At 57.5% G+C, this 25043-nt stretch carries 19 protein-coding genes; 13 read left to right on the top strand and 6 right to left on the bottom strand.

Translation table 11 applies throughout. The features are described 5' to 3' along the window. Positions 1–16: 16 nt before the first annotated feature. Positions 17–1336: a bifunctional UDP-3-O-[3-hydroxymyristoyl] N-acetylglucosamine deacetylase/3-hydroxyacyl-ACP dehydratase gene (locus HNQ64_RS09655; protein WP_184207915.1), complete on the bottom strand. Its 1320-nt coding sequence runs from the start codon at positions 1334–1336 to the stop codon at positions 17–19. A gap of 462 nt (positions 1337–1798) precedes the next feature. Here HNQ64_RS09655 and rdgB point away from each other — a divergent pair, with 462 nt between their 5' ends. The 3 genes from rdgB to HNQ64_RS09670 all read left to right on the top strand — a co-directional run bounded on the left by rdgB (position 1799) and on the right by HNQ64_RS09670 (position 5724). Next, a complete protein-coding gene (rdgB, locus tag HNQ64_RS09660; RefSeq protein WP_184207917.1) occupies positions 1799–2440 on the top strand; it encodes an RdgB/HAM1 family non-canonical purine NTP pyrophosphatase in 642 nt (213 codons plus the stop codon). Positions 2441–2455: 15 nt separating this feature from the next. Beyond that, positions 2456–3352 (top strand): phosphodiester glycosidase family protein, encoded by an 897-nt coding sequence (locus HNQ64_RS09665; protein WP_184207919.1) that lies wholly within the window; start codon positions 2456–2458, stop codon positions 3350–3352. A 167-nt stretch (positions 3353–3519) separates the two neighbouring features. Further along, positions 3520–5724, top strand: coding sequence for a helicase-related protein (locus tag HNQ64_RS09670; RefSeq protein ID WP_184207921.1), 2205 nt, complete (start codon positions 3520–3522; stop codon positions 5722–5724). A gap of 178 nt (positions 5725–5902) precedes the next feature. Here the strand turns inward: HNQ64_RS09670 and HNQ64_RS09675 are convergent, their stop codons facing one another. Both HNQ64_RS09675 and HNQ64_RS09680 read right to left on the bottom strand, forming a co-directional pair. Further along, the gene (locus tag HNQ64_RS09675) at positions 5903–7297 is read right to left on the bottom strand and encodes an alginate export family protein (protein ID WP_184207923.1); all 1395 of its coding nucleotides are present in this window, start codon (positions 7295–7297) and stop codon (positions 5903–5905) included. Between the two features lie 88 nt (positions 7298–7385). Then, positions 7386–9014: a SulP family inorganic anion transporter gene (locus HNQ64_RS09680; RefSeq protein WP_184207925.1), complete on the bottom strand. Its 1629-nt coding sequence runs from the start codon at positions 9012–9014 to the stop codon at positions 7386–7388. 175 nt (positions 9015–9189) lie between these two features. Here HNQ64_RS09680 and HNQ64_RS09685 point away from each other — a divergent pair, with 175 nt between their 5' ends. The 5 genes from HNQ64_RS09685 (at position 9190) to HNQ64_RS09705 (ending at position 17257) form a co-directional block, all read left to right on the top strand. Continuing rightward, positions 9190–12123 carry a DUF2309 domain-containing protein gene (locus tag HNQ64_RS09685; protein ID WP_184207927.1) on the top strand — a complete coding sequence of 978 codons (2934 nt, stop codon included), beginning with the start codon at positions 9190–9192 and terminating at the stop codon, positions 12121–12123. Between the two features lie 36 nt (positions 12124–12159). After that, positions 12160–13470, top strand: a complete 1311-nt coding sequence (locus HNQ64_RS09690; protein ID WP_184207929.1) for a proton-conducting transporter transmembrane domain-containing protein — start codon at positions 12160–12162, stop codon at positions 13468–13470. Between the two features lie 17 nt (positions 13471–13487). Further along, positions 13488–14885: a proton-conducting transporter transmembrane domain-containing protein gene (locus HNQ64_RS09695; protein WP_184207931.1), complete on the top strand. Its 1398-nt coding sequence runs from the start codon at positions 13488–13490 to the stop codon at positions 14883–14885. A gap of 79 nt (positions 14886–14964) precedes the next feature. Then, complete coding sequence (locus tag HNQ64_RS09700; protein WP_184207933.1) at positions 14965–15810, top strand: hypothetical protein; 846 nt, start codon at positions 14965–14967, stop codon at positions 15808–15810. 61 nt (positions 15811–15871) lie between these two features. Beyond that, entirely contained in the window at positions 15872–17257 is a 1386-nt protein-coding gene (locus tag HNQ64_RS09705) for a Gfo/Idh/MocA family protein (RefSeq protein ID WP_184207934.1), read from the top strand. 282 nt (positions 17258–17539) lie between these two features. Here the strand turns inward: HNQ64_RS09705 and HNQ64_RS09710 are convergent, their stop codons facing one another. After that, positions 17540–18694 (bottom strand): Gfo/Idh/MocA family protein, encoded by a 1155-nt coding sequence (locus HNQ64_RS09710; protein WP_184207936.1) that lies wholly within the window; start codon positions 18692–18694, stop codon positions 17540–17542. Positions 18695–18859: 165 nt separating this feature from the next. Between HNQ64_RS09710 and HNQ64_RS09715 the strand changes: the two genes are divergently transcribed. From HNQ64_RS09715 to HNQ64_RS09725, 3 genes are all read left to right on the top strand, one after another. After that, a complete protein-coding gene (locus tag HNQ64_RS09715; RefSeq protein WP_184207938.1) occupies positions 18860–19162 on the top strand; it encodes a helix-hairpin-helix domain-containing protein in 303 nt (100 codons plus the stop codon). Between the two features lie 164 nt (positions 19163–19326). After that, a complete protein-coding gene (locus HNQ64_RS09720; protein WP_221305401.1) occupies positions 19327–19611 on the top strand; it encodes a hypothetical protein in 285 nt (94 codons plus the stop codon). A 150-nt stretch (positions 19612–19761) separates the two neighbouring features. Then, the gene (locus HNQ64_RS09725; RefSeq protein ID WP_184207942.1) at positions 19762–20328 is read left to right on the top strand and encodes a peptidoglycan-binding domain-containing protein; all 567 of its coding nucleotides are present in this window, start codon (positions 19762–19764) and stop codon (positions 20326–20328) included. 78 nt (positions 20329–20406) lie between these two features. Here HNQ64_RS09725 and HNQ64_RS09730 read toward each other — a convergent pair whose 3' ends face one another. Continuing rightward, the gene (locus tag HNQ64_RS09730; RefSeq protein WP_184207944.1) at positions 20407–21579 is read right to left on the bottom strand and encodes a 1-deoxy-D-xylulose-5-phosphate reductoisomerase; all 1173 of its coding nucleotides are present in this window, start codon (positions 21577–21579) and stop codon (positions 20407–20409) included. A gap of 85 nt (positions 21580–21664) precedes the next feature. Then, positions 21665–22564, bottom strand: a complete 900-nt coding sequence (locus HNQ64_RS09735) for a phosphatidate cytidylyltransferase (protein ID WP_184207946.1) — start codon at positions 22562–22564, stop codon at positions 21665–21667. A 256-nt stretch (positions 22565–22820) separates the two neighbouring features. On the opposite strand from HNQ64_RS09735, the gene HNQ64_RS09740 reads away from it, so the two are divergent. Together HNQ64_RS09740 and HNQ64_RS09745 are read left to right on the top strand one after the other, a co-directional pair. Continuing rightward, complete coding sequence (locus tag HNQ64_RS09740; RefSeq protein ID WP_133793193.1) at positions 22821–23168, top strand: P-II family nitrogen regulator; 348 nt, start codon at positions 22821–22823, stop codon at positions 23166–23168. A gap of 307 nt (positions 23169–23475) precedes the next feature. After that, complete coding sequence (locus HNQ64_RS09745) at positions 23476–25032, top strand: PhoH family protein (protein ID WP_184207948.1); 1557 nt, start codon at positions 23476–23478, stop codon at positions 25030–25032. Positions 25033–25043 lie beyond the last annotated feature (11 nt).

A 25043-nucleotide genomic window follows, 5' to 3' on the forward strand; every position in this document is an offset into this window, starting at 1 on the left:
CCGGCGGGTGGGTTGTTTAACGGTCCACCACGTTAAACATCAGTTCAGCTTCGGAGACGACCTGGCCATTCACCAAACAACGGCCGATGGCTTGGGCGACGCTGCGCTTGGCCTTAGTGATCTCGGTCTCGATGATCAGGGTATCCCCCGGTACGACGGGCTTGCGCCACTTGACGTTGTTAGCGCTGAGGAAGTAGCCGATCTTGCCCTGGTGGCTGGGCATGCGCAGGAGCACGATGCTGGCCACCTGGGCCATGGCCTCCAGTTGCAGCACGCCGGGCATGATGGGGTGACCTGGGAAGTGACCCTGGAAGAACTGCTCGTTGATGGTCACATTCTTGATGCCACGGCACTTCGTTTCGCCTTCGAAGCCGATGATGCGATCCACCAGCAGGAAGGGGTACCTGTGCGGCAGGATGTTCATCACCTCATTGATGTCCAGCACGGCTTCCCCGCCCGGGATGTTGACCGCTGGTGGCACCATGGCCCGCATGGCGTTGTATTGGGAGACAATGGCGCGGGCCATCTCTGTATTTGGCCCGTGGCCTGGGCGCACGGCGATGACGTGGCCGGTGATGCGCTTGCCAGAAAGCATCAGGTCCCCGATGATGTCGAGGATCTTGTGGCGAACAAACTCATTGTTAAACCGCAGGGGCTGCTTGGACAGCAGCGTGTCTCCGCGCACCACCACAGCGGCCTCAAGGGTGCCCCCTTTGATCAGCCCTTTTTCCATCAGCGGGGCGATGTCTTCATAATAAACAAAGGTGCGTGCCGGGGCGATTTCCTTCTCGTAAGTCTCGGGGTTGATCTCCAGAGAAAGATACTGGGTAAAGCGCCCACCAGGGCCCACATTGGTGCAGCTCACGCGGAATTTTTTATCCGGCACGATGGTGATGATGGTGCCATCTCGCGTCTCTTGGTAAATGGGCTCGCGGATTTCGAAGATTTTGCGCGGTTCCGACTGCTCCTGCAGGCCAGCTTTTTTGATGAGCTCGACAAAAGGCTGAGAGCTGCCGTCCACGATGGGAGGCTCGTTGGCATCCATCTCAATGATGGCATTGTCCACGCCCATGCCGGCCAGGGCGCTGATGACATGCTCCACCGTGTGCACATTCACGCCGCCTTCGGCGATGGTGGTGGCGCGCTCCACCTTCTGCACTTTCTCTACTAGAGCCGGGATGAAGGGCTTGTCCTCCAGGTCCATGCGGCGAAATTTAAAACCGAAGTTTTCTGGCGCAGGCTGCAGGGTGAGGGTGACTTGCTCACCGGTGTGCAGAGAGGTGCCAGTGATGGAGGCGGGCTTGGCCAGCGTGTGTTGACGGTCTGATGCAGGCATGGAAAGGGATGCCCGTTTTAGCCGCGTGGGGGGGTGGGGTCAAAGGAAAATCCCATTCAGGCATGCGGTACGTCGCAGCGGGGACCTCGCTTTACCGCTGATTTTCAGGGGCAAATGAGCTTTTTTTCAGCAGTTTCGTCACAGGTGGCGTCAGATTCATTACTTCAAGAGCAGGGCCTGTAGGCCTGTTTTTCACCCGGAAGTCCTCCGCACCTAGGAACTGGGGCAGAAAATGCAGTTCCTCATCATGGCCGATCTTCTTTGTTGAATCCCCCGGGATAGAAAGATCAGGGAAAGATCGTGCCCGCTTTTTCACTTAATCTAAATATTGAGTAATAAATACCTGCCAACTTCTCCGTTGATTCTGGATGCTAGCAGGCCAATATCACCATATTCAGGCTAAAGAATCTTCAAATTGATCCACTGATCTTCTTACGCTACACAAAACCTTTCACTCCGTTTATGCCGCAACTGCTGCTCGCCACCGCCAACGCCCACAAAACCCAGGAAGTTTCCGCCATGCTCGGCACCGAATGGCAGGTCGAAGACCTGAGATCCATCCCTGGGATGGTCATGCCTGAAGAGACCGGGACGACCTTCGAAGCCAATGCGATCATCAAGGCACAGGCGGCCAGTGCAGCCCGCCCTGGGCTCCTGGTTCTGGCGGACGATTCAGGCCTGGAAGTGGATATTTTGAACAAGGAGCCAGGGGTGCGCTCGGCCCGGTTCGCCGGAGAAAACGCGACGGATGAGGACAACCGCCGTGCGCTGAAGGAACGCCTTCGCCGCGTGAGCACAAATCCTGGCCAGATCTTCCCGGCCCGCTTTCGCTGCTGCCTCGCCCTGGTGCGGGATGGAGAAGTACTGCATGTCACTCACGGCATCATTGAAGGCCGGGTGAGCACCATCGAGCGCGGGCGTGGGGGTTTTGGCTACGATGCCATGTTCACGCCAGAAGATTACAGCCAGACCTTTGGCGAACTGCCTGCTGAAGTGAAAAACCAGCTCAGCCACCGGGCCCACGCACTGGAATCCATGCAAAAGTGGCTGCAAAGCAGCCCGGAAGCTTTAATGGCGTATGCTCAGTCAGCCCTCCAGGGTTGACCTGCATCTGCCCTCATGAAAGCCCGCCTGCTACCTGCCCTAGCCGCCCTGTGCCTGCCCCAGTGTGCCCAGCAGGCCTACCAGGCTGCGCCGACCTACCCGGCTTCGCAGCCCCCTCCCACGCCTATATTTGCACCGCAGCCGCAGCGGCTCGTGCAGTTGCCTCCGCCGCAAGAGGCCCCACCGCAGGCTCTGTCCCCCTGGCAGCAGGCCTCGTCCGTGCGCAGCCGCCCTCTGAATGCAGGGGCGCATCTGCATGAATTCACCGCCCGCAGCGCTGAAGGGGCCGCTGAAGTGAGTGTGATCATTTTCGACAGTCAGCAGTGCGCGCTCAAGGTGCTGGATCAGCCTGATTCCTTGGCCGGGGGTGGAGCTTTGATCTCCGTCATGCGCCAAGCCGGAGCCATCGCAGGAGTGAATGGGGGCTTTTTCCACCCGGACTTTTCCACGCTGGGCCTCATGATCACGGCCCAGGGCCAGACCGGCCAGTTTACCCGCAGCAGCCTCGTCTCGGGGGCCCTCGTCGTCATCGGTCAAGAACCCTACCTCGTGTGGAACTCGGAGTTTTTAGGGACTCAAGGGGTGACGCAAATGGTGCAGGCTGGGCCACGACTGGTGGATGAAGGCCGGCCTTTGCCCACACTGAACCGCACGAAGCACGCCACCCGTACCTTCATCGCCACGGATGGCCAGCGGCAGTGGGCCGTGGGGACAGTACGCAGCACCACCTTAGCAGGACTGGGGGATCTACTCGCCAGTGACGGGTTGCTGCCCGGGATGCCTGTGCTGCGTGCCCTAAACTTGGATGGTGGACGCTCCACTGCCCTCTACGCCCGGCAGGCCGATGGCCAGGAGATCAGCCGTCCTGGGTGGAGCACCGTGCGCAATTACGTGGCCGTGGTGCCCAGGTAGCGTGCCGGAATGAAGCGCCTACGAAATGGGCCGGAGTGTGTGGCGGCGGAGGGACAGCGGTGAAGTTCCAATGCTCTGCCCTTTGACCTGCCGCGTATGCTAGAGGCTGGCTTTCGTCGCAGCCGCCGCTTGCCTTGCCCCACCCCTTTCGATACCCTCTCCCCCACGTGGCTTCCCCCTTCCAACTCAATCGCGAATACGAACCGAAAGGCGATCAGGCCCAGGCCATTGCCAAGCTGGTAAAATCCGTCCGCGCTGGCAATCGGCATCAAACTTTGTTAGGCGTTACGGGATCTGGCAAGACCTACACCATGGCCAACATCATTGCCGAGATCGGCAAACCGTCCCTGGTTTTCTCTCATAACAAGACCCTCGCGGCGCAGCTCTATTCGGAGTTTAAGAACTTCTTCCCCAACAATGCGGTGGAGTACTTCGTCAGTTACTTCGACTACTACCAGCCCGAGGCTTACATTCCGCGCACCGACACATACATCGAGAAGGACAGCAGCATCAATGACGAGATCGAGCGCCTGCGCCTTTCCACCATGGGCGCGCTCATCACGCGCAAAGATGTCGTCGTCATCGCCAGTGTCTCCTGCATCTATGGCTTGGGCTCGCCCGAAGACTACGAAGGCATGATGGTGCCCGTGCATGTGGGCCAGCAGATGAGTCGGGAAACCTTTCTTACCAAGCTGGTGGACATGCTCTATGAGCGTAATGACATCCAGCTCAAGCGTGGCACCTTCCGTGCCCGGGGAGACGTGGTGGAGATCGTCCCCGCTTACCTGGATAGCGAGGCCATCCGCGTGGAGTTCTTTGGCGACGAGGTGGACCGCATCAGCGCTGTGGATATCCTCACTGGCACCGTCACCCTGAAGATGCCGAACTACACCATCTTCCCTGCCAAGCAGTTCGTCACGCCTAACGACAAGTTAAAACGAGCTGTGGTAAAGATCCGCGATGAGATGGAGACCTGCGTGGCCAACTTTGAAAAAGAAGGCAAACTCCTCGAGGCCCAGCGCCTGAAAATGCGCACGGAGCATGACATCGAAATGATGCAGGAAATGGGCTTTTGCCAGGGCATCGAAAACTACAGCCGCCACCTCACGGGCCGCGTGCCTGGGGCTACACCGGGCACCCTGCTGGATTTTTTCCCAGACGACTTTCTCTGCCTGGTGGATGAGAGCCACGCCACCATCCCCCAGATCGGCGGCATGTATGAGGGGGACCGCTCGCGCAAGACTGTCCTGGTCGAGCACGGTTTTCGCCTGCCCAGTGCCCTGGATAACCGCCCGCTGAAGTTCCCTGAGTTCATGGATGCCGTGGGCCAGCTCGTCTATGTCAGCGCCACACCTGCACGGTTCGAGATCGAAAACAGCGTCGTCGGAAATGACACCTACATCCCGCATAAGCGCGACCGCATCGGCGAAGAAGAAGGCACCCCCGCTGCTCTCCCCGGCCTGGCCGTGCGGGTCAGCGGCAATTCCCAGCCAGTGGAGAAGTTCGATGTCGAAACCAAAGGCAAAGCCCTGGTGGTGGAGCAGATCATCCGCCCCACCGGCCTGCTGGACCCCATCATCACCCTCAAGCCCCTGAAAGGCCAGATTGATGAAACCATCGAACTCTGCCGTCAACGCATCGAAAAAGGTGAGCGCGTTCTCGTCACCACCTTGACCAAACGCACGGCTGAAGACCTGACCGATTACCTGCGGAATCTGGACATGAAAGTCCGCTACCTGCACAGCGACATTGACGCCATCGAACGCGTGGAAATCCTGCGCAGCCTGCGCAAGGGCGACTGCGATGTGCTTGTCGGCATTAACCTCCTTCGTGAAGGTCTGGACCTGCCCGAAGTCAGCCTCGTCTGCATCCTGGATGCCGATAAAGAGGGCTTTCTCCGCAGCGAAACCTCGCTCATCCAGACCGCTGGTCGCGCGGCCCGGCATGTGGCTGGAGAAGTCGTCTTGTTTGCCGATATCGAGACCCAGAGCATCCGCTCCCTGCTCAGCATCAGTGGTTACCGGCGCCAAGTGCAGATGGACCATAACGAAAAGTATGGCATCACCCCACAGACCGTCCGCCGGGGCGTGCAGGAGTCTCTACAAACGCTGGGCAAAGCCAAGGAAGTGGAAGACAATGTCCTGCGTGAAGCGGGGGGGGACTTTGCCGTCGTGGATGTCATCCGCGAGCTGGAAGGCGAAATGGCCGAAGCCGCCACCAAACTGGAATTCGAACGTGCCGCCCTTCTGCGCGACCAAATCCGCGAACTCAAAAAACAAGCCGGGCTGAATCCCGACGAAGGCGGAGTGCTGCCCAAGACCAAGAAAGTCACTTACGGCAAACCGAAACGCGGAGGCAAGAAGGGGAAGTGAGGGAAGGATCTTCAGCGAACGAAGTCTAAAGACCAAACGAAACTCCCGGCCTTTCCCGTTCTTTTACACCCAGCCCAACAGACAACGAGTCGCACCAAAGGCGGAGCCTTGACGAGCTAAGCTCTGGCTACTTTAGGCTCAGCCCTTGGTGTTGCATCGACTGATTCTTTGTGGGGTTTTAGAAATTCACCTGGACCTGCGCATAGCCAAACTGGGCTGTATCACTGGCACCCGTCTGTGCCAGATACTTGCCGGCGAAGAACACGCTGTATCCTGCTTGGAGGGCCACATGAGTATTCAGCTTGTAGTAGGCATTTAGGTCCACTTCTTGACCGCGAAAGCTGCTGGCGCGGCGTGCATCGGCATTTACCGGGCGGACGGTGGAGGTGGTGTTGGCCCCATACCAGGCGTCGTTGTTAGTGGCGTTCCAGTAGAGATTGTAGTCCAGAGTCAGCTTGAGTTTACTCGTGGGTTGGATGGAGAAATTCAACTGCGGATTCTGCAGGTTCATCCAGCCAGTGGTGTCCATGAAACCATAGAGGGCATGATTGCCGGGGAACATGTTTTGGAAGGTGTTGTTGGTGCCGTCCGTCGCATCGTCATCACCACTGGCGTAGTTATATTGCACACCCAGACGTGGTTTCCACGCATGCTCAAAGTTATAGCCCGTGCCCCAGTGGCCAGCGAAGGCCAGATGATCCAGCCCAGCCACGCGGCCATATTGCAGGGCCATTTCCATTTCGTAGTCCCAATTGTGCAGCTTTTTCGGGTCGCCTTTCATGAGGGTTCCCAGGGTGAAGAAGTTGGTCTTACCCACGGCTCCTAGCGGCGAACCTGGCGCGCCAGCGGCCTTGTTGGCCTGTTCATTCAAGAGATAAAAGTCCGTTACGCTCTGCCACGGAATCAAAGATTTCGAGGAGAAATACAGCCCGCTGACGATCGCGTTGCGCGCTTCACGAGTGCTGAAGTAGTCCGACTGATTCCAGCGGTTGTTGACAAAGTTCACCGGGCTGCCCACGAACAGATCCAGTTGCCACGTCTCCTGGGCATAGCGCAGTCTCAGCGCATCCCAGGCGCGTGTGGGGTTGGACCATTGCGGATTCCCCAGCAGGCGTTGATCGCCATAATTGAGGGGCTGCCGTCCCGCGCGTAAGCTCAGGCCATCTGCATCATGACCGAAATCGGCCCAGGCTTGCAGCACATCAAAAACATCGTCCCCATCGGCCCCGAAACTGCCGATGTTGTTTGGCCGACTGCCGCCGATCTCGCGAATGTCCTGCCCTTGCACATACACTTTGAACCAGGAAGTCGGCGTCACCAGCATGCCCAGTCGAAAGCGGGTGAGCAACCACGAGGCGTCTTGAGGACCGTTGACGGAGCTGTTGAAATCATAGTTGTTGTCGCGCACTTCCACCCGGCCTTTCAGCTCTGTGTCGAAGGTGATGAGATCCGTTTTAGCCACGGTTTCCACCGGGCTGGGGGAAACTGCCGAAGTGCCAGCATGGCTCATCCAGGGCAGCAGGGCGAGGGCTGACAGGAGAAACCTTTTTTTCAATGTCGGGCTTGGGGTCATGTTTTGAGCAGGGGGATAAAAGACATGTGAAATCCATGCCCGGGCCGTGTCTGGCCCGGGCATGAATTGAGGGAGAGAGGTTGGTGGATTAAGCGCGCTGTCTCAGCAGGCGGGCTGCCTGGGGATGTTCGGACACGGGGCGGTGGTCTTCAAGACCTTCAATGATGAGCTCTCGATTCTCCAACTTCCAGTCCTGTACCATCTCTTCGAGCTTTTTCATCACGGAGTGATCCACGAGGTGCGTCTGGGAGAGGTCCACCTTCACCTTGGGGTGTTGAGACAGACCCAGAAGCTGTTTGCGCAGGGGAAGCCAGTTGCTGAACACAGCGGCTTTTTTGACCGTCAAGACTGGGTGACCAGCGATTTCATCCTGACTCATTTCGGCATGTGGAACGAAGAGATTGCCCACGCTGGTACCGCTGATCATGTGCAGGATCAGTTTCACCACGATGCCGAAGGCAATGCCAATGAGGAGATCGGTCGCCAGCGTCGCGATCATGGTGGCCAGGAAGATGAGGAGTTGGCCCTTGCCGACATGCCACATGTGGTAAAATTCCTTTGGCGAGGCGAGATTGTAACCGGTGAAGACCAGCATGGCGGCCAGGGCTGCTAAGGGAATCATATTCAGCAACCAGGGCACACTGGCCACTAAGATCAGCAGCAGAGCACCATGCCAAAAATTCGCCCAACGTGTACGCGCACCGTTGTTACGATTGGAGGAAGAGCGGACGATTTCAGAAATCATCGGGATACCGCCGATGAAAGAGACTAAGGTATTGGCGACACCCACGGCCAGAAGGTCGCGATTCAGATTCGTGCGGCGTTGCCATGGGTCTAGGAGGTCAATGGCCTTGGCGCTGAGTAGAGATTCCAGCGTGCCTACGAGGGCATACATGACGATCCATTTCAGGCTGGTGAGGCTGAGCAGGCCGGAGAAATCAGGATGGGTGATGGCCTTCAGCATGTTGCCAGGCAGGGTCACCAGGTTCTTGGGACCGACGGAGTAGGCGTGGCCGTGGAACTGGTACATGTGCTCATGAGCGATGTCGAAATACACGGCCAGGGGTGTGGCGACGATGAGGACCAGCATGGGACCGGGAATGGCCTGCACGACTTTGTTTTTGATGAACAAACGGCCAAAGAGCAGCAGCAGAGAAATGGCCCCAATGAGGGCGATCTCCGGGTTCATGTGCATGATACTTTCTGGGATCTCAGCCAGCAATTCCAGCGGCTCTTTCGCATGAGCGGCCACGCCTAGGGCCACATGGACCTGCTTCGCTACGATGATGACACCGATGGCGGCCAACATCCCGTGCACAGCGGCTACCGGGAAAAACTCGCCCAGGGTACCGAGACGGAAAGCACCGAATAAGATCTGAATGACGCCTGCCACCGCTCCCACGGCCAGGGCTTTTTCGTAACCCAACTCCTGCACTGAGCCCAAGACGATGATGATCATCCCTGCGGCAGGGCCTTTGATGGTGAGCTCTGAGTTGCTCAAGAAAGGGGTGAGCAATCCGCCGATGACCGCTGTGAAGATACCGGCAATGGGGGGTACCCCTGAGGCAATGGAGATGCCCAGGCACAAAGGCAGAGCAATGAGGAAAACCAGAAAGCCGGAAACGAGATCGTTTTTCAGATAGGCCTGAAAACCTTTCAAGTTACCGACGGGGACGGGGCCGGGGGGCTTAACTGTTGGGGCGGTAGGTGCTGACATGTGGATGTAGTTTGGGACGTGAACAAAGACGCAGGTCCGCTGCTGAAATCCCATCCCCTCGGCAGGGTAAATTTCTCCCCCGTTTTGGGGGTCCCCTCCTCAGGGGGGGAATACCCCTTGTCGAGGGGATAGCATGAAGGCCCGGCCTCGCGTTAGTTCATGGCATCACTGACTCATGAGCGCATCCCCTTCCTCTGCCCCCTGCGACTGTCACGGTCACCCTGCCGCTCCGGCCTCTGGAGATGTGAATGAGAAGTTGCATCATTTGTTGGACCACGCCTCCCACTACCTTCCTGCCCAGGGGCCCATCGGCGTGTTCATCCATCACAATACGCTGCATGCTTTCCAGCACCAGCCTTTTGAAAAAGCTGTGCTAGAAGCCGCTCACGTTTTCAAGACGGAGCCCTACATGTCGGAAGAGGCCTACCAAAAAGAACGCCAGCGCGGGCGCATCCTGGATCAGGACATTGATGCTGCGGTGAAGAACGAGGCCGATGCTGAGATCATCCCCGGCCGCTTGACACGCCGCCAGCTTCGCCGCGCCTTGCTCATCCCAGGCGTGCGCCGTGTCAATGGCCGCAACATCGCCTGGCACGTGGAGGAGGGAGAGATGCTCCAGGCCTTCCGCACAGATCTGGATCCCCTCGCTGCGCGTGCATTGGCCACGGATTCTCCCCAAGCTCTCTGGGAGGTCTGCACCCGCCGTTACAAGCCCCAGCCAGCCCCCGCTCTGCCGAGGCCCAAGCGCCCCCGCGAGGCTGTTATGGCCAGTCGTGGGGTAGATCTGGACCTCATCGTGCATCCGCCATTGATTCGCCTCACTGGCGCCTACCTGGATCAGGGCATCGCCTACTGGCCCATGCCACTGCGGGAGCAAGGCCTGCTCAAAGCCGCCCGCCAGATCATCGCGCTGCCATTCTCCGTCTATCCTGCTCACCTTAGCCGCATTGGCCAAGTCTTTTCCGACCAGGAAAAGCGTGGGCTTGAGGCTGAGGCGGTGGTGAACGAAATGTTGGTTAAACTCGGGGTGCCAGAGGCAGAGTGGCAAGACTACATCATCGCCGAGCTATTGCCTCTTGCTGGTTGGGCGGGCCTCGTCCGTTGTTTGGAAAAAGATCCCTCCCTGGCTCCGCATGATCGCGTGCGCTGCTCCCTCATGGAGTTTTTGGCGCTCCGCCTCACCTACACAGCGGTCGCGCTTGAATCCGTCATGGGAGATACCAAGTCCTGGCGTCGGCTGAAGGCCCCGGTGGTGTCATCAGACCCCCTCACTCACCAGGCCCGTCTTTACGATGCAGCCCAGCTTTTAGGCTTGCCGAGCAAAGACCTCCAGGCCCTGCCTGAAGGCGTGTTCACAGGCCTCTGTGAAGAGCTGGAAGCCTGCAATGAACTGGAGCGCCGTCGCCTGCTGCACATCGCCTATGAGCGGCGTCACGAACGCCAGATCCTGATACCTCTGGCCAAACACCGCGCCATGCCACGCATCGGGCCTGATACCTGCCGTCTTGCAGCTCAGGTCATGTTCTGCATTGATGAGCGTGAGGAGTCCATCCGGCGTGCTTTGGAAGAGATTGACCCCAGCATTGAAACTCACGGTGCCGCCGGGTTCTTTGGCTGCGCCATTGATTACACAGGCATTGATGATGCCCATGGTGTGCCCCTTTGCCCCGTGGTGGTAAAGCCCGCGCATGAGGTGCGCGAAAAGCCCATGGATGGGCACTCTGCCACGGATGCAAAGCGCCAGTCTTTGCGCCGGGTATGGGCGAAGGTGGTGCGCCATGGTTACATCTCTTCCCGGACGTTGGTGCGTGGCTCTTTCAGCACCGCCTTCCTTGGTTTTTTTAGCCTCTTCCCCATGGCTCTGCGTGTGCTCAGCCCACTGAGTTATGCACGCTTCATGGGTAAACTGAATGACATCTTCCTGCCGGAGCCCCGCACAGAGCTTTCCTTCATGCGTGATGACGCCACGTCAAAGGATGCCACGTCGGGGCTCCTGCTGGGATTCAGCACGCAGGAGAAGGCTGATCGTGTGGCCAGCGTGCTGGGGCCTGCTGGTTTGCACAAAGGCCATGCCCGTCTGGTCGTGGTGCTGGGCCACGGCTCTACCAGCCTGAATAATCCCCATGAATCTGCGCATGATTGTGGCGCATGCGGCGGCCGCCGAGGTGGCCCGAATGCCCGCGTCTTTGCTGCTATGGCGAATCGGCCTGAAGTGCGTGAAAGCCTGCGCGCCAAAGGCATCGTCATACCTGACGATACTTGGTTCATCGGTGGCTATCATGACACCTGCAATGACAACATTGATCTCTATGATCTGGATGCTGTGCCAGACTCACATCGAGGTGACCTAGCCAGTGTGCGCGAGTCTTTGGACAAGGCCCGTGCGATGAGTGCGCATGAGCGTGCCCGGCGCTTTGAAGCTGCTGGAAAGGGCCTGGATGCTTCCGGCGGGCTGCATCACGTGCAAGAGCGCGCCGAGCACCTGGGCGAGCCACGACCTGAGTATGGGCATTGTACAAATGCCGTCACCCTGGTGGGTCGGCGTGAGGCCACCCGTGGTCTGTTCTTTGATCGTCGTGCTTTCTTGGTCAGTTATGATGCGACGAAAGACCTGGAAAACAAGGCGCTCGCTGCTGTCTTGGGCGCGGTGATCCCCGTCTGTGGCGGCATCAGTTTGGAATACTATTTTTCTTTTGTGGACAACGAAGGCTACGGCTGTGGGACCAAGCTGCCGCACAATGTCACGGGTCTTGTGGGCGTCATGAATGGTTTTCAGGGTGACCTCCGCACAGGTTTGCCTCTTCAGATGGTGGAGATCCATGAACCCGTGCGCATCCTCTTTGTGGTGGAAACCACGCCTGAGCGTGTCATGAGCACCATCTTGGCGAATCCCTTGCTGAAGGAGTTTTTGGTGAATCGCTGGATCCGTCTCGCTACCATGGACCCCGAAGATGGCCACATCGAAATCTATCGCGATGGTGTCTTTGAAAAACTGGAAGGAGATGAGGAGCCTCTCCCCGTAGCCGCTTCCTCCATGGCTTATTACTCCGGTAAGATCGAGCACCTGCCTGTCGCTCGGATTGATCCCCATCTCACCCACGCAGCGTGATCGGTGCCTTCCTTTGATTCGACCTTTGTCCTTCCCATGTCCCCTGAAAAAATCATCCTATCCGTGGTCGCCCTGCCCGGTGTTTTCTTTCTTTTGTTAGGCCTCGTCTGGCTTCTTGGAGGGCACCTTTCAGAAAGGGCGCTCTCTCGCCTCACTAGGGGTGCCTATGCCCTACTCACTCTCGCGGTGGCTTCCATCGGGCTGAAAATGTGGCAGGCCGGCACGCCTTCCATTCAGCTTTCTTTGGGGGATTGGTTTCACGTAGATCATTACGGTTACCCACTGTCGTTCCTGGTGGATCGTCTGTCCCTGCCCATGATGGGCGTCACCGTGGTGCTGGCTGGCATCGTAGGTTCCTTTTCAGTGCGTTATTTGCATCGGGACCCAGGCTTCTATCGCTTCTTTCTCCTCCTGCATCTCTTCACCTTCGGGGCGCTGCTAGTCTTTACCGCAGGTTCCTTAGACTTGCTCATGGCGGGCTGGGAGATCGTGGGCATCACCGCTGTCATGCTGGTAGGTTTCTTTCAATATCGGCGTGAGCCTGTGCGGAATGCGCTGCGGGTTTTTGGCATCTACCGCATCGCGGATGTGACTCTTTTGCTTGCCATCTTTTTGGCGCATCATTGGTTCGGCACGGCTGCTTGGACTGGCATGTTCAGGGGTGAGTGGCCCGGTCATATCAATAATCTGAATGGCACGGCTGCTACGGTCATTGCCGTGCTGCTCATCTTTGCGGCCTCGGGGAAATCCTCGCAGGGGCCCTTCTGCGGCTGGTTACCACGGGCCATGGAAGGGCCTACCCCCTCCAGTGCCGTGTTTTACGGGGCCATTTCCGTTCATGCGGGCGCTTACCTCCTGCTACGGATCGAGCCCCTCATCCGCAGTTCTTGGGTGGCCACTGGCTTGGTCATTTTCATCGGCCTCACCACGGCTATTTTGGGCACCCTCGTTCATCGTACCTGTGCCGATGCGAAGACTTCCCTCGCTTACGCCTCACAGACGCAGCTCGGCATCATCTTTGCCGAAATCGGTCTGGGATGGACCACGCTGGCCATCTTCCACATCATCGGCCACGCCATGGTGCGCACCATGCAGTTTCTCCGCGCTCCGTCCATGCTGCATGACTATCACCGGGTGCATGCCGCCGCCGGCGGTCACCTAGACCCAACGGGAGAGCATTATGAGTCTCTGCTGCCAAAGTCGGTGCAACTTTGGTTATACCGCGTGGCGCTCGGGCGCGGTTTTTATGACAGCATCGTGGACCGTTTTGTCATCGCTCCGGTCAAAAAAGTCGCGGGTGCTTTGGCCCTTTTTGAACTGGGTCACTCTGACAAAACCGACGTCTGATTTTCTTCTTTGATTTCATGGACTCTTTATCTTTTCCATTTCTCACGGCGGGTCTTGCCTCTCTCTTGGTGGGGGCAGGGATTTGCCTTGCCTCAGGCAGCGCAAAGGTCGCCCGCCCACGGGCCTTGCTCTTTGGTTTTCTTTCTTTGTTAGGCTTCTTGGCAGCCGGTCTGCAGGCCATGGCGGTGCCTCATGCTCCCGGCTTGCTGGATTCATTTCTGCCCTGGCTTGATGTGGATACACTCAATGCGGTGCCCATGATCTTTCTGGCTGCTTTGACGTTGTTTTTCATTCTGCTGGCACCTCAGCGGGATTCGGATGGCCGCCAACTCGGCGGCATGCTGCTCATCGCCCTCTCCACTCAGTTGTCTTATGCCGCGGGTAATCTAGTGGTGATGATGGTGGGATGGTGGTTGGCCAGTGTGCCTTTTATCTTGGGCTTCTTTGGCCCCATGAAAGGTCAGAAGCTCGCCCAGGGTTTCCTCATCGCCAGTTGCGTGGCCTTCTCCGCATCGGTGCTCATCCTACACACGGTGGAGATGCAGGATCTTTCCCATGTCAGCATCCTCGCTTTCAGTCTGTTGATTCTTGCCGTCATTTTGCGCAAAGGGATCTTTCCTTTTCACTCCTGGTTGGTGAGTGCTTTTGAGCACGGTCCGCTGCTGCCCACAGCCCTGCTTTTTAATGGTCATTTGGGCGCTTTGCTCATCGCTCGCAGTGAGGCGACCTCCCTACCGCAGACGGCGCGGCACGCTCTGCAGATCCTCGGCATGGCCGCTTTGGTGACGGCCCTTGTGACGAGCCTGCGCGGGTTTGCTGAGAAAAAACCCCGTCGCTTGCTGGCTTACATCTGTGTCAGTCAGGCCAGCTTCATTCTGGCAGGCCTAGCTACGGCCAATGCGCAAGGCATCACAGGTGCATTGATCCACTGGCTCGTGGTCGCCGCTTCATCCTCAGGTCTCATCGCGGTGGTGCGTGTCATTGAGGTGCGCATTCGCGATGCCGCAGACCCGGCGGACTACCTAGGCCTCGCGGTGAAGGCACCCCGCCTCGCCACCTTTTTCCTCATCTTTGGTTTGGCTCTCGCCGGGTTGCCAGGCACGCTGGGTTATTGTGCGGAGGATCTGCTGTTCCATGGATCTTTAGAAAGTCATCCATGGCTCGGCATCGCCATCGTTTTAGCGACTGCTTTCAATGCCATCAATCTCATCCGCCTCTTTGGAGTGCTATTTCTGGGGGTGCTGCCAAAGCATGTCATTGACATCCCTGATGCCCTTCCACGTGAGCGCTGGCCGCTGGTGGCCTGTGTGGCCTTTCTCATTTTGGGCGGGCTGCTGCCTACCGTGGCCATCTCCTGGCGTGCCCCCGCTGCACGGGCCATGACGGAGGCCATCGGGGCCAATTCCGCTCATTGACCCCCAATCGCCGGGTAGTAATCCACCTTGCGCCTGGGCGCTGGAGGCGGAAGCTTTTGGACCCTACCCCCAAAAGCTCATGAATCCCCGCTACATTGCCCTCACCCTGGTCATTGCCTCTCTAGGCTATGGCATCTGGCACTATCATTCGGACGCAGGTCGCCTGCGTGAGGAAATGGATCAGCTCAAAGCCGCGCAGGAGCTGGCCTTGCAGGCGAAGGATGAAGAAATGCAGCGCAGCCTCGCCGCGCAAAATGCCCAGCACCAGGCTGCTCTCCAGGGGCTGAATGACGAGTATGATAAAAAGCTCATCGGCATGCGCCAGGAGCAGCGCCAGCAGATGGCCACCGCCTACAAAGAGTTTGAAAACATCTTCTCAGGGAACAAACAGACCATCGAGTACATCAACCTGCTGGAAGGCAAGGTGAAGGCTGGACAGGCCCTTTCAAAAAACGAGGTCGAGCGGCTCAGCGTCATCACCAGCGGCATCGGTTTCCTGCAAAAGCAGTATCAAAAACCCATGCAGGAATTTGCTGCGCTTCAGGATTACTTCGAGGCGGCCTCCAAGCGCCCCAATGAGAAACCGAAATCCAATTTTGGATTCTTCAAACGCATGTTCAGCAAAGACTTCCGCGAAGCTGAAAAAGAGCACCTTCGTGAGGAAGGTGCCCGCCGCGCCTTCACTGAAGCCCAGGGTAAATTTGAGGGCGTTTATGCCTCCGCCCAGCGTTCCATGCGCAGTGTGAACCTGGATGCCGATGCCCAGATCAAGAAACTCACCGAACTGATCGAGGATAAAAAATTGGCCAATGCCGAAGACTTGTCCTCCTTTTTTGACAAAGCCCGCCAGGCTCTGCGCACCCACCAGGACGTCCTCGACTTTGAACCTGCCGAGCTTCCCCAGACACCGCGCGTGCAGCCCTGATTTCCCTGGCAAGTAATGCTTGCCTAAATGCGTATTTTTCTGCCACGCTTATATCCTTTTTATGGAAACCAACTCCTCCATCTCCTCGCGTCGCGAGTTTCTCAAAACCACGGGCAAGACCTTTGCCGGGTTATCCGCCCTTTCTGGGGTCACTCTGCCGCACGTCCACGCGGCTGGGAATGACACCATCAACATCGCCCTCGTCGGCTGCGGCGGCCGTGGCACGGGCGCTGCCAGCAACTCCATGGGGGTGAAGCAGTCCACCCGCCTCATCGCCATGGCAGACGTCCAGGAAAACCGCTTGGAAGCCAGCTTCAATGGCCTCAGCGGCAAACATCCAGATCGTTTCTCCGTCTCTGCCGATGCCAAGTTCATCGGCTTCGATGCGTACAAAAACGCCATTGATATGCTGAAGCCTGGCGACGTCGTCGTGCTGGCCACGCCCCCCGCTTTCCGCTGGGTACAGTTCAAATACGCCATCGAAAAAGGCGTGAACGTCTTCATGGAGAAACCCATCTGCGTGGACGGCCCCAGTGGCAAGCGCATGCTGGAGCTGGGCAAGGAAGCGGAAGCCAAGGGGCTGAAAGTCGGCGTCGGCCTCATGTGCCGCCACTGCCGCGTGCGGGGTGAGCTTTTCGACCGCATCCAGCAGGGCGAAATCGGTGATATCATCCTGGGTCGTGCCTACCGTCTCCAGGGTCCAGTGGGCACCTGCTTTACCCTGCCGCGTGATCCAAAGGCAGACCCGAGCGAACTCGTCTGGCAGATCAAAAACTTCCACTCCTTCCTCTGGGCCAGCGGTGGGGCTTTCAGCGATTTCAACATCCACAACATTGATGAAATCTGCTGGATGAAAAACGACTTCCCGATCGAGGCAAAGGCCACCGGCGGCCGCACGGAGCGTGGCGACCACATTGACCAGAACTTCGACCATTACAGCGTGGAATACACCTTCCGCGATGGCAGCAAATTCTGGCTGGAAGGCCGCAATGCCATGAAAACGCACAACGAGTTCGCCTCCTACGTGCACGGCAGCAAAGGCATGGCCGTCATCTCCACCGCAGGTCACTTCCCCTCTCGTGCGATGACCTTTAAAGGGCAGAACAAGAACCCCAAGGAAATCATCTGGCGTGGTCCGAAGCAGGAGCCAAACCCTTACGACATGGAGTGGGAAGACCTCATTGACGCCATCGTTAACAACAAGCCCTACAACGAAGTCGAGCGCGGAGCCAAGGCCAGCCTCGTCACCGTCATGGGCCGTATGTCTGCCCACACGGGCCAGTTGGTGACTTACGACCAAGTCGTCAACCATGACCATGAGTTCGCCCCGAATGCGGACAAGCTGTCTCTGGACGGCCCTGCGCCTCTCCTGGCAGATGCCAGCGGCAAATACCCCATCCCATACCCAGGCCGTCACGGCATGTATGAGTACGTGGTGGGCGCATAAGCGACGGACACATTCCTCAAAAAGAAAGGCACCGGGAAAACCCGGTGCCTTTTTTAATGCTGTTTAAAAGTTTAGGAAGCACCTGAAACGCGCGAAACCTCAGGCAGCCGTAGGCCGGATGTGTTTGGCGCGACAAGCACTGATGTTTCTCGAGTCCCACCGCCAAACTATCCGGCTTTCTGGGAGGGGTGGAGAGATATTGCTACCCTGCTTGCTCTTCCAAACAACGAATGCCGGGGGAGACTTGCCTAGCGACCTCCCCCGGATCATTTTCCCGTCATTTTAGCCCACCTTCGTCCACGCGGCATTGGCCTTGCTAGAAGCCACCACGGCCTCGATGAAAGCCATGCCACGGACACCGTCTTCGATCTTCGGAAAGTCGTTCTCGATCACGGTCGGCTCACGGCCTTCCATGCGCGCGCGGATGGTGTTGGCAAAGTTCTTGTAGATGTTCGCAAAGCCTTCCAGGTAGCCCTCTGGGTGAGCCGGTGGTGTGCGGCTACCAGCGGCAGCGGCAGCACCGAGATAACCATTGGCCGTGCGATACACCTGCATCGGCTGGTCCAGCCATTTGACCAACATGGTGTTAGGCTCCTTCTGGTGCCACTCCAGGCTGCCTTTTTCACCATACACGCGGATGTTGAGGTTATTCTCCTCACCCACGCTGATCTGGGAGCAGTGCAGCACGCCCTTGGCGCCATTGTCAAAGCGCAGCAGGATGTTTGCATCGTCATCCAGCAGGCGACCTTCAACGAAGGTGGAAAGGTCTGCCGCCAGTTCACTGATCTTCAGGCCGGAGATGTATTCCGCCAAATTTTCTGCGTGCGTGCCGATGTCACCCACACAACCCGCTGCACCGGACTTGGTGGGGTCCGTGCGCCAGGCTGCCTGCTTTTGACCGCTCTCCTCCACTTTCGTGGCCAGCCAGCCCTGGGGGTATTCCACCACCACTTTGCGGATCTTGCCCAGAGTGCCGTTGTGCACCATCTCGCGGGCCTGCTTCACCAGCGGGTAGCCCGTGTAGTTGTGCGTGAGGCCATAGATGAGGCCCGTCTTTTCCACCAGCTTAGCCAGCTCTTGGGCTTCCTTGAGGTCAAAGGTGGCAGGCTTGTCGCTGAGGACGTGAAAGCCATGCTCCAGGGCCATCTTAGCGGGTGGGAAATGCACGTGGTTAGGCGTCACGATGGCGATGAAGTCCATGCGCTCACCTTCCGGCAGGGCAGCTTCCGCTTTGATCATTTCTTCGTAGCTGCCGTAGCAGCGGTCCGCTGGCAGAAACAGGTCTGCCCCGCTGTCCTTGGACTTTTGTGGATCGGACGAAAAAGCTCCACAGACGAGTTCGATCTGCTGATCAATTGCGGCTGCGATGCGGTGTACTGCGCCGATGAAGGCACCACGCCCGCCGCCGACCATGCCATAACGAATTTTCCGACTCATAAACAGGTGTTCTGGATTCTGGGGTTAGTTTTGAAAAAGGACTGCGAGTGTGGCGCAGGCGCACCGGGTGGGTCAAGAGCGTAGCAGAGCTTTTGGGGGGGCGAACCGGATCGTTCATGGCTTCGGAGGTTGCTTCCAGGGACATTCAGCGGTTAGCCTAGCCCCATGTCTGCTTCTCCATCACGCTCCAAGATCAAAGCACCGGCGGAAATCCGGCGTCTGGAGGATCTGCCCAATATCGGTCAAAAGCTAGCAGCAGACCTGCGCCTAGCAGGGGTGATGCAGCCGCTGGATCTTTTGAATCGTGAACCCCTGTCTTTGTTTCGGGACTTGGCCCCCATCATGGGGCCGCGCCATGACCCTTGTGTGTTCTACACCTTGCTAGCAGTGAGGCATTTTTTACAGCATTCGGAAGCATTCTCTTGGTGGAAATTTACCGCCCAGGGAAAGGAAATTCTTAAGCGCTGAAAGGCAAAATGCGAATCGCAGGGCTATGTGCATGAAATGAAGAAATCTTGAATAGAGGCCACATTGGGCGGGTCAAACCCACCGCTATGAAAACCTCACTCATCTCCTCTGTGCGAGCATGGGGCACCGCAGCTCTTGCGGCCGTGTGTCTTTTTGCTTTTCCCATGAATTCAGAAGCCCGTGACCATCGTCACCACGGCCATCATTACAGCCGTGTCTATCGTGGGCATCACCATCATCACCACTACCAGCCGCGTTATCGTGGGCACCGCGTCATCCGCAATCCCTACTACAGCTATCCTCGCTCCTCGGGCTTTGTGATCTCGTTTGGAAACGGTTATGCAGGCCGTGGTTACTACTATGGCCCACCCCGCCGCTCCTATTATTCTAGGCAGCCCGGTGTGGTGTTTTACAGCCGCCGTGGGCTAGTGCCTTCCAGGTATTGGTAAGCGGTGAATCATCAAGACCACCGGTCAAAAATCCGGTGGTCTTTTTGGTTAGGCTAAGTGAAAAACTCCATTCAATTCATCCCTCGATACAACCAAAAAAACTCAATCATTCGAATAAAATTTGAAGCCATTCGATCCAACTCAATGCTTATGAAAACTCCCTTTTATAAATCGTCCCGGACTTTGGGCATTGCCGCCCTGGCTGCGATCAGTCTGCTGGCCATCTCTCCAGAGGCCTCAGCCAAAGACAAAGATGACCGCCGTGGTCCGGGTAAGAAACCGTCCAGCAGCTCTCGCTCGTGGTTTGGTGATCGCGGTCGCGGTCATGATCATCATGATCACCGCGACGATGACGACCGCCGCCGCTTTTTTGCTCATCCACGCACATCCTGGGCTATCACGTTGGGCAACGGTTATGCAGGCCGCGGTTACTATTACGGCCCACCAAACGCACCCTACTACTACCAGGGCACTGGCGTCTCTTATTACAGCAGCCGCGAGCGTGTACCCTATGACTACTGGCGTGGAGCACGTCTGGCCGAGCTGAATGCGGCCGTGCAGTCAGAGCTTCGCCGTCGTGGTTACTACCGTGGTCCTGTGGATGGACGTCTTGGCCCTGCCTCGAAATCGGCCATCTCTCGTTATCAGTCCTCTCGTGGCCTGGCCGTGACTGGCAATGTCAACAATCAGACCTTGAGTGCGCTAGGTATCCGCTAATAGGATCTCGAACTCATCATTAGATTCCATCAAAGCCGACGGTGTAAGCCGTCGGCTTTTTTGTCTTTGATTCGGGGATTATTTCAGGCCCGCTTCTTGGCGTGCCCATGCATCGGCCTCGATCAGTGTGGTGAGATCCGGATGCTGGATGACCTGATGTTTTTCCATCACCCGAGCCACTGTTTTCCAGATGTCTGGGAAGGTGGTGCGCTCAGTCAAAAAAGCCTCCACGGCCACCTCATTGGCCGCGTTTAAAACGGCAGGCAGGGTGCCCCCCACTTCCCCAGCATGCCTGGCCAGGTCCAGGGCAGGGAAGTCCTGGGTGCGTGGAGCTTCAAAGTGCAGGGAGGCCAGTTGCGCGAAATCCAGCGGGCGCAGGTTATTGGGCACCCGTTCAGGCCACGTGACGGCATATTGAATGGGGAAACACATGTCGCTGTGGCTTAGCTGCGCGATCACGCTGTTATCCACAAACTCCACCATGCTATGCACGATGCTCTGCGGGTGCACCACCACCTCGATCTGGCTCATGGGCACATCGAACAGCCAACGGGCTTCGATCATTTCTAACCCTTTGTTAAACAGCGTGGCGGAATCGATCGTGATCTTCCGGCCCATGCTCCAAGTCGGGTGCTTCAGGGCCTGCGCCACCGTCACGTGTGGCAGTTGATCCGCTGGCAATTGGCGGAACGGGCCGCCACTGGCCGTGACTAAAAGACGCCGCACATCGCTGCCACGGTGGCCTTCCAGGCATTGGAAGATCGCGTTGTGTTCACTGTCCACGGGAAGGACATTCACGCCCTTGCGCTTCGCAGCCGCCATCACCGCCTCCCCTGCCATGACCAGGATCTCTTTGCTCGCCACGGCGAGGTGTTTGCCTTCTTCAATTGCTGCCAGAGCGGGGGCTAGACCCGCCACGCCCACGATGGCCACCAGCACCATGTCAGCATCACTCGCCCGCACCAGATCCACCAGGCCCTGCGGGCCCACATGAAGAATCACATCCGAAGGTAAAAGCGCACGCGCCTTGGCCGCGGCAGCTTCATCGGTGAGCGCCACTTGCTTCACTCCCGTTTCCTTCACTTGCTGTACCAGGGCCTCCACACTGCGCGCCGCAGCCAGTCCCACCACCTGCATGCGATCAGGGATGTCTTGCGCGACTTTGAGAGCACTGGTGCCGATGGAGCCTGTGGAGCCCAGCAGCAGGACTTTGCGAGGAGACGAGGACGGGCGGTCAGTCAGAGAAGACATCAGAAAAAAGAAACACGTGGGTGGGAGTGGCTGCCGCAGGTTTTCTTCATTCCCCTAGAGGGTGGGCAGTGCCGACTTCAATAATTTAAGCGGAGATGGCTTCCAGGTAGAAGTAAAACACCGGGGCCGTGAACAGCAAACTATCCGTTAGGTCCAGGATGCCGCCGATGCCAGGAAAGGCATGCCCAGAATCCTTGATGGACGTGCAGCGTTTGATCACAGACTCCGCTAGATCTCCCGTGATGCCGGCGGCACAAAGAATGGGGGCGAGGATGAGGCCATGCAGCCAGTTCAGCGGCTGAAGCTCCAGCGGCTTCCACCACAGCATGATGACCGCCGCGAGAAAGGATGTCACAAAAGCACCGACCAAACCTTCCCACGACTTCGCAGGGCTGATGTGGGGAATCATCTTGTGCTTCCCGAAGACTACCCCAAAAGCATAGGCCCCCATGTCACTAAACTTCGTCACCATGACGAGGTAGATCACCAGGAAAAGTCCGGTGGGGTTGTGGCCATCACCATTGAAGTACATGAGACGGGCGATGAAGCCGAAGAAGATCACCGTGTAAACCACGCCGAAGACCGTGGAAAAAATGCGCTGCAGAGTCACCGTGCCTTCGAGCTGGTGCCGATAGCACAGCAGAAAGGCCCCATGCACACTGGTCGTCAGAGCCGCCAACTCCAGCCACATGGGCGGGGCTTTTTTCTGCGTCATCACCCACCACGTCATCGTCGCCCAGTAGGCCAGGCAGATCGTCAGCCCCAGGATGTTAAAGGAGCGGGCCTGCGCATCAATGCGTAACAGGCGATAATACTCCACCGCACCCGCCACACCAAAGAAACCTGTGAGTGCGATGAGGAGCCAATTCTTTTCCCACTGTACCGCCGCCCAGATGATGGCCCACAAAATAAGTGTGCTAAACAGTCGGGACGCAAAAACACGGCGCTTGCTCGGTGGGGGGGCTGCGGCGGTGTCTAGGCTCATGCGATAAATTCAAGAGGCGAGGAAAGTGCGCAATAAAGAGCAGTTGCCCGGGAAACTGCAATCAGCATTCGACGAGGACTTTCACCATGAGAAGAACCTTGGCGGAAAAGCGTAACTTTAACATGAGTTTTGAATGATTTTAAAACTTGGCATGGTTTCCGCTTCATTGTTTTCACGAACTTCGATCAGGAAAATCACAAATGATTCTCTATGGTCGTTGCAATCCCGCCAAACCACACATCTAATAGCGACAGCCATGAAAAAAGTCGAAGCGATCATCAAGCCCTTCAAACTCGAGGACGTCAAAGAAGCTCTCTCTGAAGTGGGAGTGGAAGGAATGACCGTCGTTGAGGTCAAAGGATTCGGCCGCCAAAAAGGCCACACAGAAATTTACCGTGGTTCCGAATACACGGTGGACTTCCTTCCGAAGGTGAAGATCGAGGTGGTCGTCGAAGACGCCCGTAGCGAGACTGTCGTTGATGCCATCGTGAAGGCTGCTAACACCGGCAAGATCGGTGATGGCAAGGTTTTCGTCAGTGACGTGATCGAAGCTGTCCGCATCCGTACGGGTGAGCGCGGTTCTGACGCTATCTCTGGTTCCTAGTCTTTCGTTCCCAAATTCTTTCTTTGCAGACCCGCTCCTTCACTGGTGCGGGTTTTGCTTTTTCTGGAGGCCATCTAGCAGACCTCATGGCGTGACATCATCGTCACGGATAAGTTCTTCACAGAATTACAATTCATTGTGAATAAATGGCTTGTTGCCTGCTTTACAATCTGGCAGCCTGTAAACGCCCGTGATTCAAATTCAAAAATCACACTGTGGACTGACAGACCTGGCATCCCAAATGCGCCAGGTGAAAAGACTAACCCCACCCGGCAAGTCCACGCCTAACCAATAACCCAACTACCTCATGGACCGCGACGACCATCCTGCCAACGTAGCCCCAACCTTCATTGATAACGTCAATCTTGGCTCCAGTCAGCACGTCCTTCGATCTCCCTCTCCACGCAAACGCAAATCAGCGGCCAGTCACCGCCACTCAGCCAGTCCTGTCGGCACCAAGACCTTCATTCTGGACACCAATGTCCTCCTTCATGACCCTGCCTGTATCCACCGCTTTGCTGAGCATCACGTCTGCATTCCCGTGGATGTCCTCAGTGAGCTAGACCGCTTTAAAAATGAAATGACGGAGCGGGGGGCCAATGCGCGCGAGGTGCACCGGGCATTAATGAAGACCTTTTCCGCGCCCGATGCCTCCGTCACCGATGGGGTTAAAACAGCAGGCGGAGGAAACATCCGCGTCCTCATTTATGATCCAGAAGCGGCCAAGCAAGTGGCCAGCGTGCGCGAGTTTGAGCGCATCTTTCCAAACATTGACAAGGTGGATCACCGCATCCTGGCCTGCGCCCTATGGTTGCGCGAGCAGATCAGCCCACCCGTCATCTTGGTGAGCAAGGATCTAAACATGCAGCTCAAAGCCCGCGCGGTCGGCATCGAGTGCGAAGACTACCTGCATGACAAGGTGGAACCCCGAGAGGTCTCCAATTTTGAAATCGCGCGCCTAGAGGTCAGTGCCCATGAAATCCAGCGTTTCGCCAGCAGTGGCAAACTTTCCATTTCGGCCAATCGGTTAGGCGATGCGGTGGTCAACGATTACGTCCTGCTCATGGCCGGGGAGAAAACCTCCATGCCCGCGAAGTTAAATGCCCACGGCGATCTCGTGCGGCTGCTCCACACGCCTGAATCCATCAAGGTGGGGCAAGGCCGCAATGTGAAGCCCATGAATCTGGGCCAAGCCTGTCTGCTGGATGCGCTGCTGGATCCAGAAATCAGCCTCGTGACCTGCTACGGCCAGGCGGGCACGGGTAAAACGCTGCTCGCCGTGGCGGCCGGTCTTTCGCAGGTCTTTGGCCGCACCTACAATGGTCTCACCGTCAGCCGCCCTATCGTGGCCATGGGGCAGACCGTGGGTTTCTTACCCGGATCACTCCAGGAAAAAATGCGCCCCTGGCTGCAGCCCGTTTATGATGCGCTGGATCTGTTGATGCGCCCGGTGGATAGCAATCAAGGACCCCAGCGGAAAAAGAATCGCTTCCTCCCCGACCGCACTCCTGCCCAGCCAGAAGGGGCCGCGCCCTATGATGGTCTCATCCAGCAGGGGGTCATCGAGATCGAAGCTCTCTGCTACATCCGTGGCCGCAGCATTCCAGATCGTTTCTTCATCTTGGATGAAGCACAGCAACTCACCCCTTTAGAGGCCAAAACCGTCGTGACTCGCATGTCCCGTGGTTCCAAACTCGTCCTCGTGGGAGATCCCGCGCAGATTGACAATCCGTACGTGGATAGCCGCTCAAACGGCCTCGTTTACACTCGCCAGCGCATGCGTGGGCAGTCTTTTGCCGCCCATGTTCCGTTGGCGAAGGGCGAGCGCAGCCCGCTGGCGGAGGCTGGGGCCCGGCTGCTCTGAAACGAAAAAAC

Source organism: Prosthecobacter dejongeii (genome assembly GCF_014203045.1).
Classification (GTDB): Bacteria; Verrucomicrobiota; Verrucomicrobiia; order Verrucomicrobiales; family Verrucomicrobiaceae; genus Prosthecobacter; species Prosthecobacter dejongeii.